Below are 15,871 nucleotides of genomic sequence, written 5' to 3' on the forward strand. Positions count from 1 at the left end.
TTATCACTACCGTAAGAAACTTCTGTTGATAAGAAAAGACAAGACTTGCCCATTTTAGGGAAAGTCATAGGAATGAGAGAGACAGTTATGAATCGTATAACGTTGTATGTTGCCAGTATCGCTATAGCATCATCGAGCTCAGTAATGGCATTGCCCGCAACCCCAACTATTGATGTGAATGGGTCAAATAATCTCCAGTTTTCCAAAGTTGAGTTGGCGATGGATACGACTTCTGGATATAACCAGATGGTGAAGTATTTTGAAAAAGCTGATATAGGCATCAAGTTTAACCAATGGAGTGGTACGACAGGAAATACATACAAGATTTACTTTGATGGAAATGAAGTGGCCAATGGTGATATTTCAGGAAGCCAAACTACAGCTAACTTCAAGTATGCCCAAGGTGGACGTTACCAGTTAACGGTTGAAGCTTGCGATGCATCTGGATGTAGCGTCAGTTCACCCGCGACTGTGATTATTGCTGATACAGATGGCGTTCACTTAGAACCCCTACCGATGAATGTTGATCCTAACAACAATGACTACAATATGGACCCCAATACGGTGATGGGGACATATTTTGTTGAGTGGGGCATATATGGACGCGATTTTACGGTTGATAACATCCCAGCTCATAATTTGACTCATATATTGTACGGCTTTATTCCTATATGTGGTCCCAACGAATCACTCAAATCTGTCGGTGGTAATAGTTATCAGGCGCTAAAAACGGCGTGTACTGGGGTGCCAGATTATGAAGTGGTGATTCATGATCCTTGGGCGGCATATCAAAAAAACTTTTCTCAGGCAGGGCATACGTTTAATTCGCCCATAAAAGGTAACTACGCCATGCTAATGGCGCTTAAACAGCGTTATCCTGAACTTAAAGTTATTCCTTCCATTGGTGGTTGGACACTCTCTGATCCTTTTTATGATTTTACCATTAAGGCGAACCGAGATATTTTTGTCGCGTCTGTTAAGAGGTTTTTAACGACATGGAAATTTTATGATGGTGTTGATATTGATTGGGAATTCCCTGGTGGAGGTGGCGCAGCTCCTGATTTAGGCGATCCAGCCAATGATGGTCCTGCGTATGTGAATTTAATGAGTGAATTACGTACCATGCTAGATCAACTTGAGCGAGATTCTGGCCGAACTTATGAGCTGACATCCGCTATCGGGGTTGGTTACGACAAAATTGAAGATGTGAATTACGCCGATGCCGTTCAGTATATGGATTACATCTTTGCTATGACATACGACTTTTATGGCGGTTGGGACAACGTACCTGGTCATCAGACAGCTCTTTATTGCGGTACTTTTATGCGTCCTGGCCAGTGTGATGGTTCTGGTATGGATGGTGATGGTGTTCCTTATAAAGGTCCAGCCTACACAGGTGATAACGGTATAAAATTGATCCTTGATCAGGGTGTTCCGGCAAATAAATTGGTGCTTGGTACCGCTATGTATGGGCGTGGCTGGGAAGGCGTAACGCCAGATACCTTGACTGATTCAAATGATCCTATGACAGGTACAGCAACAGGGAAGCTTAAAGGCTCGACACAGCAAGGTGTTTGGGAAGCTGGTGTGATTGATTATAAAGGTGTCAAAACCTATATGCTTGGTCCAAATAAAACGGGCGTTAATGGTTTTGAATATGGCTATGACAGCCAGGCTGAAGCACCTTGGGTTTGGAATCCTAGTACTGGCCAATTGATTACCTTTGACGATGATCGCTCGATAAAAGCTAAGGGAGCTTATGTTCGCAGTTTAGGTTTAGCGGGATTATTCTCGTGGGAAATCGATGCTGATAATGGCGATATACTTAATGCTATGCATGAAGGTTTGGCTGGTGGAACGCCAGCTAATCGAGCGCCATTAGCGAATGCGGGACCAGATATGTCATCAACTGGACCTGCTTCTATCGTTTTGGATGGCTCCCGTTCTAGTGATCCTGACGGCACTATTGTTAGCTACCAGTGGGAACAGACGACAGGTATACCTGTTTCACTCGAAGACGCGAACACTTCCAAGGTAACTTTCAGTGTATCAGAGGTGGCAAAAGCGGAACAGCTAACCTTCACGCTAACCGTCACGGATGATGATGGTGCTACGGGTACAGATGCTATTGTAGTGACGATACAGCCTAAAGATACCGGGCCTGGTAATACAGCTCCTGTTGCGAGAGTATCGGCTCCAGATAGAGTGAAAGCTGGAGACGCAGTTGTGGTTGATGCCTCGGGTTCGACCGATGCAGAAAATGATCCACTTACTTATCGCTGGGATACTCCATCTGGTATGAAAGTGGACATTGATGGCGCGCGGGTGAGTTTTATCTCGCCAGAGTTTAATCAAGATACCTCTTTATTATTTACGGTGAATGTCAGTGACTCCAAAGCCAGTTCTTTAGCGTCAGTAACGGTCGTTGTAGCAAAGAAAGGCGCTGGAGGAGGGCAATGTGATAACGTTTGGGATGCAAATAGTATTTACAATAGCGGCGATAAAGTGATTTGGGACAAGAGAGAGTGGCGAGCGAGGTGGTGGACACAAGGTGAGAATCCTTCCCAATCTGGCCCTTGGGGCGTATGGGAGGACATCGGGGCAGCAAATTGCACAACCCACTAAGTCAGTATTTCTGAATAACATACACACGATGGAGTGTGTATGTTATTCATTTTACATGCGATTTATCAAGCCTTAAGCAATCAAAATCAACTCAGTATAAAAGTTTCACTAGGCCAACTGGACGTTAGAGTATGCTCTAATTCAGTCGAGCCTTATTGAACTGGTTTTTTGGGGGATTTAAAAGGTAAGTGTAGGTGTTAGGTTTGATACCAGTAATTTAAATGCTTTACTTTCCAATCTTGTATTGATTTATAACAAACATATCTCCATTAAATATGAAACAGATTTGATATAGGTTTTATATTCAACTAATGTAATAATGTAAGTTGTAATTAGTTATGTTATTACATTACTAGCATAAGGTAATGTTCGGCGAGTGTGATAGCTAGGTATATTTAATAATAAAGTGAGTATAGATATGTCAGATGTACGTACACGAGTAGACTTTAAAGTCGGGCAACAAAGTAACATTGATGCTGAAATTGTGTCTTTTCATGGTCTGAAGACAGATAAAGAACACGTGGCAGTCATTTTTAAAAATGCTGACAAAATGCAGGCAGTACCGCTAGTACGTATGCATTCTGAATGCCTTACTGGAGATGTATTTCACTCTTCGAGATGCGATTGTGGTGAGCAGCTTGAAGAAACAATCAATCTGATGGGGGAGTCGGGTGGTATTATCTTGTATTTGCGTCAAGAAGGACGGGGTATAGGCTTATACAATAAAATTGATGCTTATCGCTTACAAAGCCAAGGAATGAATACCTATGAGGCCAACAATCACCTAGGCTTTGATGATGATCTGCGTGATTTCACAGAGGCCGCTCAAATGTTAAATGCACTAGGTATTACTCAGGTTCGATTGGTAACAAATAACCCGAAAAAAATTAGTGAGCTATCTGAATATGGGATTAATATCATTGAAGTGGTGAATACATCTGCCCATATTAAAGACGGCAATAAAAATTACCTCAAAGCCAAAGTATGTCATGGAAATCATTTACTGACAGTGTAAGAACAGAGATGAAAGGTTCAACTAACATATCATTGTTGAACCTGTTCTTGTTACACTCTACTACCTGTTCCTCTGATTAGTTTACGGCGCGAATATTACCTTGCCTTAGGTTATTGAGAACCTCAGCCTTGGGGCCGTCGGTAATAATAGTGCCTTTCTCCATTACGATGATTCGATCAACCACTTCTAGCATGGACGTCTTATGGGTTATCAAAACTAAAGTTTCGGATGGTTTTAGTTGAGAGAGCTGTTGCTTAATTTGCATTTCAGAGCGATTATCCATTGCACTTGTCGGTTCGTCCATCAGTAGAACGGGCGGCCTATGTAAGAAGGCACGAGCAATAGTAACGGCTTGACGTTGACCTCCGGACAGCAGTAACCCGCCTTCACCAACTTGTCGTTCCAACCCTGCCGGATCTTGCTGAGTAAAGACGCTAACACCTGATCGGTTAGCTGCATCCATAACATCTCGATCGTCGCTGAGTGGGCGGCCAAGCGTGATATTGTCTCGTATAGACCCATAAAATAGCTGGCAGTCTTGCTGTACACATCCGATATTACGTCTGATGTCAATATGGTGTAGCTGCTGGATATCTGTATCATCAATACGAACATGGCCTTCGGTTGGTTTATAAAGCCCAAGGATCAGACGCTCAAGCGTTGTTTTACCAGATCCGATTCTGCCAATGATAGCGACTTTTTCTCCTGGGTTGATGGTGAGACTTAAATCACGTATTGAAGCGATAGGAGCATCTGGGTAGTGGAAGGTCACTTTATCTAATTCAATTTTGCCTTTAACAATGGGGCGATGGATATAACGCTTACCTTCCTCTTGCTCATCTGGCATTGCCATGATTTGTTCAATAATAGCCAAAGAGGATTTGGCTTGATTGTAACGGGTAGAAAGTAGCGAGAGCTGAACCATAGGGCCAATGGCTCGATTACTCAACATGGTAGCGGCAATAAGTCCGCCCATTGTTAGCTCGCCATCAGCAATTAAATATACGCCGAGAATGATCATGCCAATGTTGGATGCTTGTTGAACAAATCCTGCGGTATTGTGAATTCCATCTGTGATACGCTTACTTTTAATGCTCCACTTGGACATATGAGCAACCGCTTCTTCCCATTTATATTGAAATTGGCTTTGTGCACCGAAAAGTTTGAGAGTTTCTAGGCCAGATAAGCTCTCAATGAGATTGGCATATTTTTGTGATGCTAAACGTGAGCCTTCTTCAATGGAACGTTTCAGTGGACCTTGTATGATTATTGAGTAAATTACTAAAATCAATACACCTATAATCGGTATAATGACTAAGCTGCCTGCCATCAACCAAATTAATAGTAGAAAGAGAAGAGCGAATGGTAAGTCTATAAGGGAGCCAATAGTCGCTGACGCAAAGAACTCCCGAATCGACTCGAATTCCTGTAGATGCTTAGCAAAAGCGCCAACTGAAGGAGGTTTTGCTTCCATACGAATCCCAAGTACTTTACTAAATATTTTTGAGGAAATTAAAACATCAGATTTCTTTCCAGCAATATCGATAAAGTAACTGCGAAGAATTTTTAATGTGAGTTCAAATATGAAAATAGCAAAGATACCACTAGCGAGTACCCAAAGTGTTTCAAAAGCTAAATTCGGAACAACTTTGTCATAGACTAAGCGGGTAAACATGGGGGCAGCAACTGCGAATAAGTTAATCAGTATCGAGGCAATAAAGACATCTCTGTAGATATTTCTTGACTGCCATAATGTGCTCCAAAACCAATGCCCTTCTCGGGTCTTTAGTATCTCGGGCGAGCGTTCATCATATCGAAACTGTTTTTTAACTAGAAAGTAACGGCCAATATAGAGTTCATTGAGTTCTTCCAATGATACAGCAGTAGGTACTAGGCCTGATTCCCCAGTCACAATTTCAGCTTCCTGCTTCTCTAAGTCAATGGTGTTCAATACACAGGCATCTCCATCCTTAAGGAGTAAGACGACCGGTAATACTAACTCTGAGATGTCTGTCAAGTTAGAACGGTTTTCCTTTGCGACTAAACCAGCACGTTCGGTTGCGCGGGGAAAAAGAAAGGGGGTTAACTTTCCAGAGGACAAGGGTAAGCCATTAATAAGGGCTTCAGGCGAGTTAGCTAAACCGAAATATCGACTGATGTATATGAGCGAGTTGAGTAAAGGATCTTGCATGTACGGCTATAACCTTGTTACTTATCTACAATAAAACCTTGGAACACATCGATAAAATGTTCAGCCAAGAAATCAAGTTGGGCTTGTGTTTCAACTCGTGATGCGATGGTCTTGATACCAAGGTTGTGTGCGGTACGTGAAATAGACGTTAAGGTAAATTTCTGATTTTCATCATCTAAGTGATGAGTATACAAGTAGTCTACTTTAACATAAGCAGGCCTGAATTCGTTGATGTAGTCCAAAGACTGGAAATTTCGACCGTAATTATCTACACCAAAATCAGCCCCAGCGCTCCTGACGGCATTACAGAAAAGAGCTGTATGGTGTGGTGTATTGACAAAGCAGTTTTCAGGTATTTCGAAGTGCAAAAGAGCTGCAGCAGATTTATGCTTGCCTAAGACTTGGCCGATCCAGCGGATAAAGCTTGGTTCAGCAATGCTGCTTTGTGAAATATTGATAGCGACTGGGTCTGAGAATACGCCATTTTCAAGTTGAGATACCATGATTTCTATTACGTACTCATCAAATATATGGCTGGCATGAAGTTGTTCTAATGCAAACATATATTGATTGGCGCTGAACCTCTCCCCATCCCTTTCTATTGCGGAGAAAACTTCGCGATGATAAGTCTTGCCTGAGCCATCATTAGCTGCTTGATAACGGAATTTAAACCAATCATTGCTCATCGCTTCTTCAACCAGTGTTTTCCACTGCTGCTTACCCATTAGATTCTCTGAGTTATCGCTAGTGACATAGCCATAATTGATTTCTGGATCAGATTTTGCGGTTGCAAGAGCGTTGTCGAGCATCGTCAGAATATCAGATGTGCTCTTATTACTTTCGTTATACACTACGCCAAGAGCTAAATTTGATTTGGCCATTCCTGTCGGATCTGCATTGGTCCCATGAGCATAATTAACAATGCCCTCCGAAATCGATTTTAGTTCTCCCTCATCCATATTAGGCATAATGAAGCCAAATTCTTCATTAGAAATTCGCGCAATAGTCATTTCGGATGAGTTGAGTGCAACGCTGAGTTGGTTAGCAAGTTCTTTTACTAAACTGTCTCCTTCTTTATATCCCTTGTCCTCATAAATTTCAGCAAGAAAGTGTGCTTCAAGGATAGCGACACCTCCCACTCCACCTTCTCCAAGCCATGCATTGAGTTGGTTCATGTAGTAAGCGCGGTTACCAAGCCCTGAAACTGGCTCAATATAGGCGCGTTCTCTAAGTTGTTGAGCTTCCTTTGCTTGAGCTTTGAAAGACTGCTCAACTTGCGTTGACATACTATTTATCCCTTCAACCACTGCAATAAGATCTAGGGTTTTTGGCATAGGTAATGGGTCGCCGAATTGATTCTTAGCTACTTGTTCCATCTTGGTTACTATCAGCAATAACGGACGTAATGCGCGCTTGAGAATAAAAGCAATCGATAATAAACCAATGGAAAAAATGATGCTAAACGCAACAAGTAGCCGTAAGAAGGCATTCCACAACTGGGCGTAGGCTTCCCCAGTGTGGCTGACTATCTCAACCTCTGCGAGTTGCATCCAGCCACTGGTGACGACTCGGCGATCGTGAATGCGTTCAAATAAATTAAGATTGGTAAACCAGTCCGGTACGTCGAGTGGTTTAACGGGATATGAGCGTATGATTTCTTCACCATTATCTAAAAAAATCAATCGAACAATGGAGTAGGTACTGCCATCGAATAGCGCATTAACCACAGATTCGACGGCGACTTGATCTTTGCTCTCCAGGTAGGGGGCTAAGGCAAGGCCAACGGTGTTAATGGTATTGTTCATTTCTGAACGCTGCTGTTGAATCAAACTATTTCGCGTGGTATTAAATTCGATGATGAAGACTGAGACCATCAACATCAGAAATACGGCTATCATTCCCGCGACAAGTTGTTTATATAAAGTCATATTGCTTACTCATCGTAATTCAAAATTGGTTTGTTCAATTTGAGTGATTTTTCTCTGGCTCTGAGATCATTCCATAAACTAAGTCTTGATGACTTCCCTGCCAGCTGTCCTTTTTTCGACTTCATTAGCCACAAGTTTTTACCATTGAAGCTGTAAATTGGTAATAAATCTCTGCGTTTTGAGGCTCTTTTTATTTGTGGGTCAATATTATCGAGCAAAATGGGTTCTGCGCTTGGTTTCGAGTAGTAAGCTAATACCATATGGAATTGGTTTAATGAGATTGCTTTAACGTAAACCAGCCTCAGCTTTCTGTCCGAGACCCCAAGCTCAAGTAATGAAAAATATTTTGCAATCGTAAAATCTTCACAATCCCCACCATTACTTCCAAGAAATTCAAGTGGTGTGGCCCAATAATCTTTTTTGCCCCAGAGGCGATCGTCATTAACGAAGTTTAGTTGGTTGAAGAAACGGTTTACTTCGACCAGCTTCTCTTTTTCTGAAATAGTTTTAAATTGCACCATTTCTCTACGCCAAGTTTCTACCCTTTTCCCTGCGCGTTCCCCATAAGTTTTACGAACTGCTTCTACCCAACGTTGCTCTTGGGTATTGAGTGCTTTTGAAGCCGTCGAAACTAAAATAATCACGAGGATAGAAAGCCAGAACTTCATCGCGCTACATTTTAGGTGAATATTTGGGTCGAGTGCTGAGCATATTTATTCCTTTAATGCGTTATTTTTGGCGCCGAGAATCGGCTTAAGTAAGTATTCCATAACGGTTCTCTTTCCTGTAATGATATCCACTGATGCTGTCATACCTGGAATGATAGGGAGTGAGACATCATTGTTAAGACTCGTTTCCTTCGTTCTTACTCTAACAAGATAATAGCTATTGCCTTCTTCATCTGTTGTTGTGTCAGCACTGATGTGTTCGAGCTTACCCTCTAGGCCACCATATTTAGTAAAGTCGTAAGCACTAAATTTGACAATGGCATTTAAGTTTGGCCGCAAAAAAGCAATGTCCTGTGGGGCAATTTTTGCTTCAACGAGCAAAGTATCTTCGCTAGGCACTATTTCTACTATATCCATACCTGGCTGTATTACGCCACCTACGGTATTCACATTGAGTGTTTTAACGGTTCCCATCACGGGTGAAATAACGATGGTTCGGTTTACTCTATCCTCTAAGCCTACACTGGATTCAGTAAGTGAGGAGAGTTTATCCTGAGCTTGGTTGAGCTTTTCCTGTTGTTCTGAGCGAAATTTCTGAGCAGCATCAATGCGATTTAACATGGCCTCTTGAATGGCCGATTGTAGTACAGGGACCTTAAGTTCACTTGAGGTCATTTCTGTTTGTGTATCGTTGACCTGTCTTTGTAATTTCAATAGTTCTATTTGTGGGACTACACCTTCGTCTGCGAGTGGCTTAGTGATGTCTAGTTCTTTAAGAGCAAAGTTATAACTTTCACGTAAGTTTTCCACACGAGCTTGGATTTCAACCAAGTCTTGTTGCTTTTGCTTCACTTGCTGATCAATTAGCGAAAGCCGATTACTTAAATTATTCAGATCTTGTTGGTATTCGGCGCGTTGTCTGGCGACCAGTTGTGGTTGTCTTTCAGATAAAGAAGGAGGGAAGGCTAATTTATTAAAGTTAATCTGGACACGTTTTTGCCAAGATTTTTGATCGAATTTTTTATTGACGGTAACGCTGGTGATGGATGCAGATAACTGTAAAACGCTCGCGGTTAGGTTAGCGATTTGCTGCTCACGTTCGCGAAAGTCGGACTTAAAACGCGTGTCATCAATTAAAAGTAGCTGTTGGCCTTTTTGAACCGACTGACCTTCACGAACTAAGATTTCTTTAACAAGCCCTCCTTCTAGATTCTGTACTATTTGTACTTGAGAAGAGGGGACTACCTTACCTTCCCCTACGGTCACTTTATCTATTTTTGCCCATGAAGCCCAAATACCCGCTAGGATTAAAAACAGCAACATTACCCAAAGCATAATACGAGCACTACTGGGCGTATTTAATAATAGTGCGGCAGTTTTATCATCCACATACTCAAGTTCACTGTCAGAAAGCTTGTTGTAGTTACCCTGAGTCATTCAATTATTCCCATTATTCTTTCGTATCTCACTAGTTTTGTTTTAAGAATAGCTAATTTTACTAGATTGCAGTAGTAAGTTATTGGTGTATCAAGTATTTAAATAAAAGAAAATGTGCAATTTGTGCGTTGAGTTATATGTGTAAATATTGGCTAATATTTGCTGGTGATTTGATTTGAGGTAGGCTGTTTTTGCTGGCTTATTCTATAGTTGAGTGATTAATACCATCGAGTTGTTTAGGTATTTCTGTTCGGTAAAGTGAATTCAAGGAGTGTCGATGAAAAAAACGAATAAAGGTTTTGATTCTGAAGCAGCATTATATGAGAGTGTACACAATGCAATCAGCAGATCTCAGGGTGTAATAGAATTTGAGCTCGATGGTACTATTTACAATGCTAATCAGAACTTCCTAGATGTGGTTGGTTACACGCTTGATGAAATAAAAGGCAAGCATCACAGAATATTTGTCCAACCAGCGCATGCTCGCAGCCGTGCTTATAAAGACTTTTGGAGTAAATTGGGTAAAGGTGAGTTTGACTCCGGTGAGTACAAAAGAGTGGCCAAAAGTGGCAAAGATATCTACCTTCAAGCGACTTATAATCCTGTGTTCGATAACAGCGGTAAGCCCATAAGAGTCATCAAGATTGCGACAGATATTACGGAAAATAAACTGCTTAGTCTAAAGGCAAAAGCTCATACTGAGGCCATCAACAAATCATTGGCTACGATTGAGTTTAATCTAGACGGCACGATTATCACCGCTAACCAGAACTTTCTTGATTTAATGCATTATTCTCTTGATGAAATCAAAGGAAAACACCACAGGATTTTTTGTGAAGAGCAATATCGCCAAAGTGTCGAATACAGCCAGTTCTGGGATAGCTTGGGCAAAGGTGAGTTCAGTTCAGGTGAATTTATTCGTGTGGCAAAGGGCGGGGGTATCGTCTTTATTCAGGCAACGTATAATCCTGTATTCAACGAGCAGGGCAAGCTAGTAAAAGTATTGAAAGTCGCTTCAGATATTACGGAATTTAAAACTGTTACTAATGAAGCACAGGCTAAAGCCGATGCTATTGATAAATCACTCGGCACAATAGAATTTAATCTTGATGGGACTATTCTTACCGCTAACCAAAATTTCTTGAATCTCATAGGATACAGCCTTGCTGAAATTCAAGGCAAGCATCACCGACTATTTTGTGAGCGTGAATACAGTGAGACAGAGCAGTACAGAGAGTTTTGGCGTGAACTTGGCTCAGGGCAGTTTGTGTCAGGAGAATTTAAACGTATTGCCAAAAATGGTCGTGAGGTATTTATCCAAGCAACTTATAACCCAGTATTAGATCTTAAAGGTGAACCATACAAAGTACTTAAAGTGGCTTCAGATATTACGGAAAGAAAAAAAATGTCTGAAGAACGTGCTAAGCAGGCATCAATGATCATGGAGATGTCGACTCCAGTCATGCAGCTTTGGGATAAAGTACTGATGTTACCTGTGATTGGATTAATTGATTCAAACCGGATCCAGATGATTATGGAAGCAGTGTTGCAAAAAGTGATTGATTATGAAGCACGTGTGATAGTGATAGATATACAAGGCGTACCTACGGTAGACAGCGCTGTAGCCAATCACCTTCTGAAAGTGGCTAAAGCAACGCGGCTTATGGGCTGTGTTTGTATAGTGACAGGTATTTCTCCCGTTGTTGCTCAAGCAATAGTTAATCTTGGCATTGAGTTAAACGATGTTGTGACTCAGTCTACCTTAAAAGAGGGTGTTAACAACTCGTTTAAAATTGCCGGTTACACCTTGATTCAAAGTGATGAACATCAGGAATCATGGCATGAGTAGTACGGCAGAAAACATGATCAAAGTGGTGACTCATAACATGAGTCGTTGCTTGATTGTCCCCATACAAGATGAATTGTCTATTGAGGATGCTAAAAGAGTTCAAGAAGTTATTTTGGACACGCTAGGCTCTCGTCATGTGGCTGGTGTGATTATTGATTTCTCTGGGGTAGATATTGTTGATAGTTCTCTATGGGATGTTTTCATCAAATCGGCCAATATGATCCAAGTAATGGGTTCTCATGTAGCAGTAACTGGTTTAAGCCCAGGCATTATTGCTTCGATGATAGATTCAAATATGGACACCACCAATCTAAAGACTAAAAGGAATATGGAGGGGGCTTTAGATTACCTACTCAATTATCACAAATAAAACGATGAAGAATGTAGAGTGAGTGCCTTTTATTTCTGAATCGGAGGTTGGATTAGAATTGGATAATATTATCAAAATAGACATAGAGACTGACTCTGACGTTGGATACGCTAGCTTGGACGCGAAAAAATTTGCTTTAAAACTTGGTTTTTCGACAGTCGATCAATACATGATTTCAATAGCAGTTAGTGAACTGACACGTAATATTCTTAATCATGCAGGTCATGGAGTGTTGTATTTAAAATATCTAGAAGATGACAAAAGAACTGGAGTTGAAATCGTTGCCAAAGATAGTGGTGGCGGTATACATGATGTGCAAAAAGCCTTGAGTGATAATTACAGTACACACGGCACTATGGGAGTTGGCTTACCTGGCACTCAGAGATTAATGGACTCACTGCAAATAGAAACCGAAATTGGTGTTGGCACTGAAGTGACGGTAAGGAAATGGCGTAGATAATGGCTGAAAAAATTGAGATAGCGATAGGTGAAAAACCACTCGAAGAAGTCAACGGAGATGATGCTTTTTATCAGCAGAATGGTGATGGCTATTTTATTAGCTTGTTCGATGGTGCTGGTCATGGGAAAAGTGCCCATAGTATTGCCAGTACAACAAGAAGCTTTTTGAAACAATCTTACCAGACAGATCTGCCCGCTTTGATGGAAAAATTACACAGCAACTTGCGCAGCACGAACGGTGGTGTTGCCATAATTGCTAATTTGGATCTGAACTCATTACGTTTTGATTATGTGGGCATTGGAAATATATTCATGTGCAAAGTTGGCAAGGAAGTTCAAAGGTTTATCTGCCAGCAAGGGGTACTTGGTTATCAGATACGTACACCTGTCAAAAATACAGTTCAACTGGTACCTGGAGAAATATTGATCCTTTATTCTGATGGAATTATGAGTAATTTTGATCCAAAAGATTATCCGAACATCTATACTGATAATGCTGAAACTATTGCCCAAAATATCACTCGGAAATTTGCAAAAGCATCAGATGATGCAACTTGTCTAGTCATCCGGGTTAATTGAGAACTCGGAAATGGACTATGAATCTCGAAACCATCATAAAAGAAATGGAGCAAGCGTCTAAGGAAGACAGCATTAAGCTTGCTGAATACAGTATTGAAGATAGCCCATCTATTGTTGATTTTAGAAACAAGGTAAAGAGGCTTGCTCTAGACTTCCAGTTTTCTAGGGTCAATTCAGTGCGTTTTACGACAGCTGTTTCTGAAGTCTGTCATAAGGTGTTATCTACTTGTGACAGTTTTAATGTTGCTCTTTTTTTCTCTCGTCATGCAGACCGCTGGGGAATTGAACTGGAGATTAACAGTGCCGTTGGTTCTGTTACTTCAATGAATTACGACTACATATTTGATTATTTTACGCTCGAGACGGCGAGTAACCATTCCTGTACGCTGACGGCATTTAAACGTTTTCCCAGTCCACATTTTTATCCTAAAGAATATGTCGATATTCAACGTAAGAAGCTTAATCAGCTTTCGCAGCAAGAACTAATGCGTGAATTAGAAATATCTTTAGAGAAAACCAAAGAAGCAGATGTAGCCAAAGGGGATTTTCTCGCTAATATGAGCCATGAAATACGTACCCCGATGAATGCGGTGATTGGCCTAAGTGAGTTGGTTTTAAAGACCCAATTGACGTCAAAACAGCATGATTACGTTAGCAAGATAAACTCAGCAGGTCGTGCATTGTTGGGTATTATAAATGACATTCTTGATATCTCTAAAATTGAAGCGGGTAAAATGGAAATGGAGTCAATACCCTTTCAACTTGATAAGGTGTTTGATGATTTATGCACAATAATCACTCTCAAAGCACAAGAAAAGGGGTTGGAGGTCATTTTCTCGACTCCACCTGAGTTGCCCAATTCTTTGGTCGGGGATCCTTTACGTCTTGGTCAAATACTCACTAACCTTTGCAATAATGCGATTAAGTTTACTGAGCAAGGAGAGATCATTGTTAAGGTCACAAATTGCGAGCAGTTAAATGAATGGGTTAAATTACAATTTGAAATCAAAGATACCGGTATAGGATTAAAACCAGAACAGATACAAAAGCTTTTTAGTGCGTTTAGTCAGGCCGATACTTCAACGACTCGTAAATACGGAGGTACTGGTTTAGGTTTAAGTATCTGTCAGAATTTGGTGCACCTGATGAAGGGTGATATTTGGGTAGAAAGTGTTTATCAAGAAGGGAGTAGCTTTATCTTTACCGCTGAGTTTGGTGTTCTTGATACAGAGATCGAAAACCAGCAAGAGCGCATCTACAATTGGAAAAAGCTCAAAGGTATGAAAGTGCTGGTTGTTGATGACAATAAAAGCGCTCGCGAGATTAACAAAGAACTACTTAACTCCTACTCTCTTGACATTTCAACCGCAGTAAATGGATTTGAAGCCATTGATATGGTTAAGAAAGCAATGTCTGAAGATAGCCCTTATGAACTTGTTGTTATGGACTGGCAAATGCCAGAAATGAATGGTATTAAGGCATCTGAAATTATCAAGACACTCGATTGCCCCCCCAAAATTATTCTGATGACCGCTTATGGAAGAGAAGAAGTGGTTCTACAAGCGTCTGAAGCAAAAATTGATGGTTTCTTGGTGAAACCTGTTAGTGCTTCAGCACTATTGGATACTGTTATGGAGGTTATGGGTAAAGCTGTGGTTTCTGACAGCATTAGTCAAAATAATGAGAGTGAAGCCTTATACGATAGCTTTGCTTCAGTTCGTGGTGCGCCAGTGCTTCTAGTAGAGGATAATGAGGTTAACCAAATTATTGCTATTGAGCTTCTTGAAAGTGTTGGTCTTAATGTTGAAGTGGCGAACAACGGCAAAGAAGGAGTAGACAAGGCACTTGATGGGAAATTTTCCATCATCTTAATGGACTTACAAATGCCAGTAATGGATGGTTTAGAAGCAGCAAGAGTGCTTCGTGAACAACCCACTCACAAAGAGATGCCTATCATAGCTATGACGGCTAATGCAATGCAACAGGATCGAGAGCGGTGCGCTGAAGCCGGTATGAACGACCATATTGCTAAACCCATAGACACTAGTGAGCTGTATAGCAAGTTACTTAAATGGATCGATCCTAAATTTAAAGATGACAATTTTGAGTTTACATCTCCGCAGCAGAGTGATGATACTACAGATCATGTTGCATTTCCTGAGTTACCTGGCATTGATGTTGAAGAAGGTCTCTCTAGAGTCAATGATGACAGAATACTGTTCACTAAGCTTCTCAATAGTTTTTCAAAAAATAATCACAACACATTCAGTGAATTGAATACCTCATGGGCAGATAAAGACTATGGCCAGGGTGAAATTACAGCCCATACCTTGAAAGGAGCTTCTGCTTCTTTAGGCGCGCATCGCTTATCTCAAGTTGCTTTTATTTTTGAGCAAGCATTTAAGCACCAAGACAAAGATGTTTCTCCGGAGTCATGGAACGAACTTTCATCGGCATTACAGCAAGTCCTAAAAGCGATTGCTTTAATCGAACCTCAGCCAGAAGTTTCGCCAGTTAATGTTCAAAAATTTGATCGTAAAGTTGTGACAGCACTTAGCGCACAGATCAGAGAGCAGCTTGAATTAGGGGAATTTGAAGAAGACAGCATAGCAAATCTAATTGCAATGTTACAAGGACATGTAGCGGATGGTGATATTGAACGCTTGAATGATGCCGTTGAAATATATGATAGTGATGAAGCGCTAAAATGCGTGGATGAAATGTTATCCAGTCTACAAGGATAAAGTAAG

11 protein-coding genes are annotated in these 15,871 nt (G+C 41.0%); 7 read left to right on the forward strand and 4 right to left on the reverse strand.

Translation table 11 applies throughout. From position 1 onward, the window contains the following. Nucleotides 1-87 precede the first annotated feature (87 nt). Nucleotides 88-2,625, forward strand: a complete 2,538-nt coding sequence (locus tag KO511_RS08100) for a glycosyl hydrolase family 18 protein (protein WP_215986943.1) — start codon at nucleotides 88-90, stop codon at nucleotides 2,623-2,625. A 418-nt stretch (nucleotides 2,626-3,043) separates the two neighbouring features. Beyond that, nucleotides 3,044-3,640, forward strand: coding sequence for a GTP cyclohydrolase II (locus tag KO511_RS08105; protein WP_215986944.1), 597 nt, complete (start codon nucleotides 3,044-3,046; stop codon nucleotides 3,638-3,640). A 76-nt stretch (nucleotides 3,641-3,716) separates the two neighbouring features. Here the strand turns inward: KO511_RS08105 and KO511_RS08110 are convergent, their stop codons facing one another. From KO511_RS08110 to KO511_RS08125, 4 genes are read right to left on the reverse strand one after another with little or no spacing between them, the layout of a single operon-like run. Further along, nucleotides 3,717-5,831 carry a type I secretion system permease/ATPase gene (locus KO511_RS08110; RefSeq protein WP_215986945.1) on the reverse strand — a complete coding sequence of 705 codons (2,115 nt, stop codon included), beginning with the start codon at nucleotides 5,829-5,831 and terminating at the stop codon, nucleotides 3,717-3,719. 17 nt (nucleotides 5,832-5,848) lie between these two features. Then, nucleotides 5,849-7,759 (reverse strand): bifunctional diguanylate cyclase/phosphodiesterase, encoded by a 1,911-nt coding sequence (locus KO511_RS08115; RefSeq protein WP_171360883.1) that lies wholly within the window; start codon nucleotides 7,757-7,759, stop codon nucleotides 5,849-5,851. 5 nt (nucleotides 7,760-7,764) lie between these two features. Then, a complete protein-coding gene (locus KO511_RS08120) occupies nucleotides 7,765-8,427 on the reverse strand; it encodes a transglutaminase-like cysteine peptidase (protein WP_215986946.1) in 663 nt (220 codons plus the stop codon). A gap of 45 nt (nucleotides 8,428-8,472) precedes the next feature. Beyond that, a complete protein-coding gene (locus KO511_RS08125; RefSeq protein ID WP_215986947.1) occupies nucleotides 8,473-9,864 on the reverse strand; it encodes an HlyD family type I secretion periplasmic adaptor subunit in 1,392 nt (463 codons plus the stop codon). A 277-nt stretch (nucleotides 9,865-10,141) separates the two neighbouring features. On the opposite strand from KO511_RS08125, the gene KO511_RS08130 reads away from it, so the two are divergent. Genes KO511_RS08130 through KO511_RS08150 form a run of 5 tightly spaced genes read left to right on the forward strand, consistent with a single transcriptional unit; the run spans nucleotide 10,142 to nucleotide 15,865 of the window. After that, nucleotides 10,142-11,713, forward strand: a complete 1,572-nt coding sequence (locus KO511_RS08130; protein WP_215986948.1) for a PAS domain-containing protein — start codon at nucleotides 10,142-10,144, stop codon at nucleotides 11,711-11,713. Beyond that, the gene (locus KO511_RS08135; RefSeq protein WP_215986949.1) at nucleotides 11,706-12,083 is read left to right on the forward strand and encodes an STAS domain-containing protein; all 378 of its coding nucleotides are present in this window, start codon (nucleotides 11,706-11,708) and stop codon (nucleotides 12,081-12,083) included. The genes KO511_RS08130 and KO511_RS08135 overlap by 8 nt, the downstream gene beginning before the upstream one ends. A gap of 58 nt (nucleotides 12,084-12,141) precedes the next feature. After that, nucleotides 12,142-12,543 carry an anti-sigma regulatory factor gene (locus KO511_RS08140; protein WP_215986950.1) on the forward strand — a complete coding sequence of 134 codons (402 nt, stop codon included), beginning with the start codon at nucleotides 12,142-12,144 and terminating at the stop codon, nucleotides 12,541-12,543. Further along, the gene (locus tag KO511_RS08145) at nucleotides 12,543-13,121 is read left to right on the forward strand and encodes a PP2C family protein-serine/threonine phosphatase (RefSeq protein WP_215986951.1); all 579 of its coding nucleotides are present in this window, start codon (nucleotides 12,543-12,545) and stop codon (nucleotides 13,119-13,121) included. The genes KO511_RS08140 and KO511_RS08145 overlap by 1 nt, the downstream gene beginning before the upstream one ends. Nucleotides 13,122-13,138: 17 nt before the next feature. Beyond that, nucleotides 13,139-15,865, forward strand: coding sequence for a response regulator (locus tag KO511_RS08150; protein ID WP_215986952.1), 2,727 nt, complete (start codon nucleotides 13,139-13,141; stop codon nucleotides 15,863-15,865). Nucleotides 15,866-15,871 lie beyond the last annotated feature (6 nt).

It is taken from the genome of Vibrio hepatarius (assembly GCF_018860525.1).
Lineage (GTDB): Bacteria > Pseudomonadota > Gammaproteobacteria > Enterobacterales > Vibrionaceae > Vibrio > Vibrio hepatarius_B.

Coding starts and splice junctions, on each gene's coding strand:
- KO511_RS08100 (WP_215986943.1), top strand. CDS start 88: ATGAATCGTATAACGTTGTATGTTGCCAGTATCGCTATAGCATCATCG.
- KO511_RS08105 (WP_215986944.1), top strand. CDS start 3,044: ATGTCAGATGTACGTACACGAGTAGACTTTAAAGTCGGGCAACAAAGT.
- KO511_RS08110 (WP_215986945.1), bottom strand. CDS start 5,831: ATGCAAGATCCTTTACTCAACTCGCTCATATACATCAGTCGATATTTC.
- KO511_RS08115 (WP_171360883.1), bottom strand. CDS start 7,759: ATGACTTTATATAAACAACTTGTCGCGGGAATGATAGCCGTATTTCTG.
- KO511_RS08120 (WP_215986946.1), bottom strand. CDS start 8,427: ATGAAGTTCTGGCTTTCTATCCTCGTGATTATTTTAGTTTCGACGGCT.
- KO511_RS08125 (WP_215986947.1), bottom strand. CDS start 9,864: ATGACTCAGGGTAACTACAACAAGCTTTCTGACAGTGAACTTGAGTAT.
- KO511_RS08130 (WP_215986948.1), top strand. CDS start 10,142: ATGAAAAAAACGAATAAAGGTTTTGATTCTGAAGCAGCATTATATGAG.
- KO511_RS08135 (WP_215986949.1), top strand. CDS start 11,706: ATGAGTAGTACGGCAGAAAACATGATCAAAGTGGTGACTCATAACATG.
- KO511_RS08145 (WP_215986951.1), top strand. CDS start 12,543: ATGGCTGAAAAAATTGAGATAGCGATAGGTGAAAAACCACTCGAAGAA.
- KO511_RS08150 (WP_215986952.1), top strand. CDS start 13,139: ATGAATCTCGAAACCATCATAAAAGAAATGGAGCAAGCGTCTAAGGAA.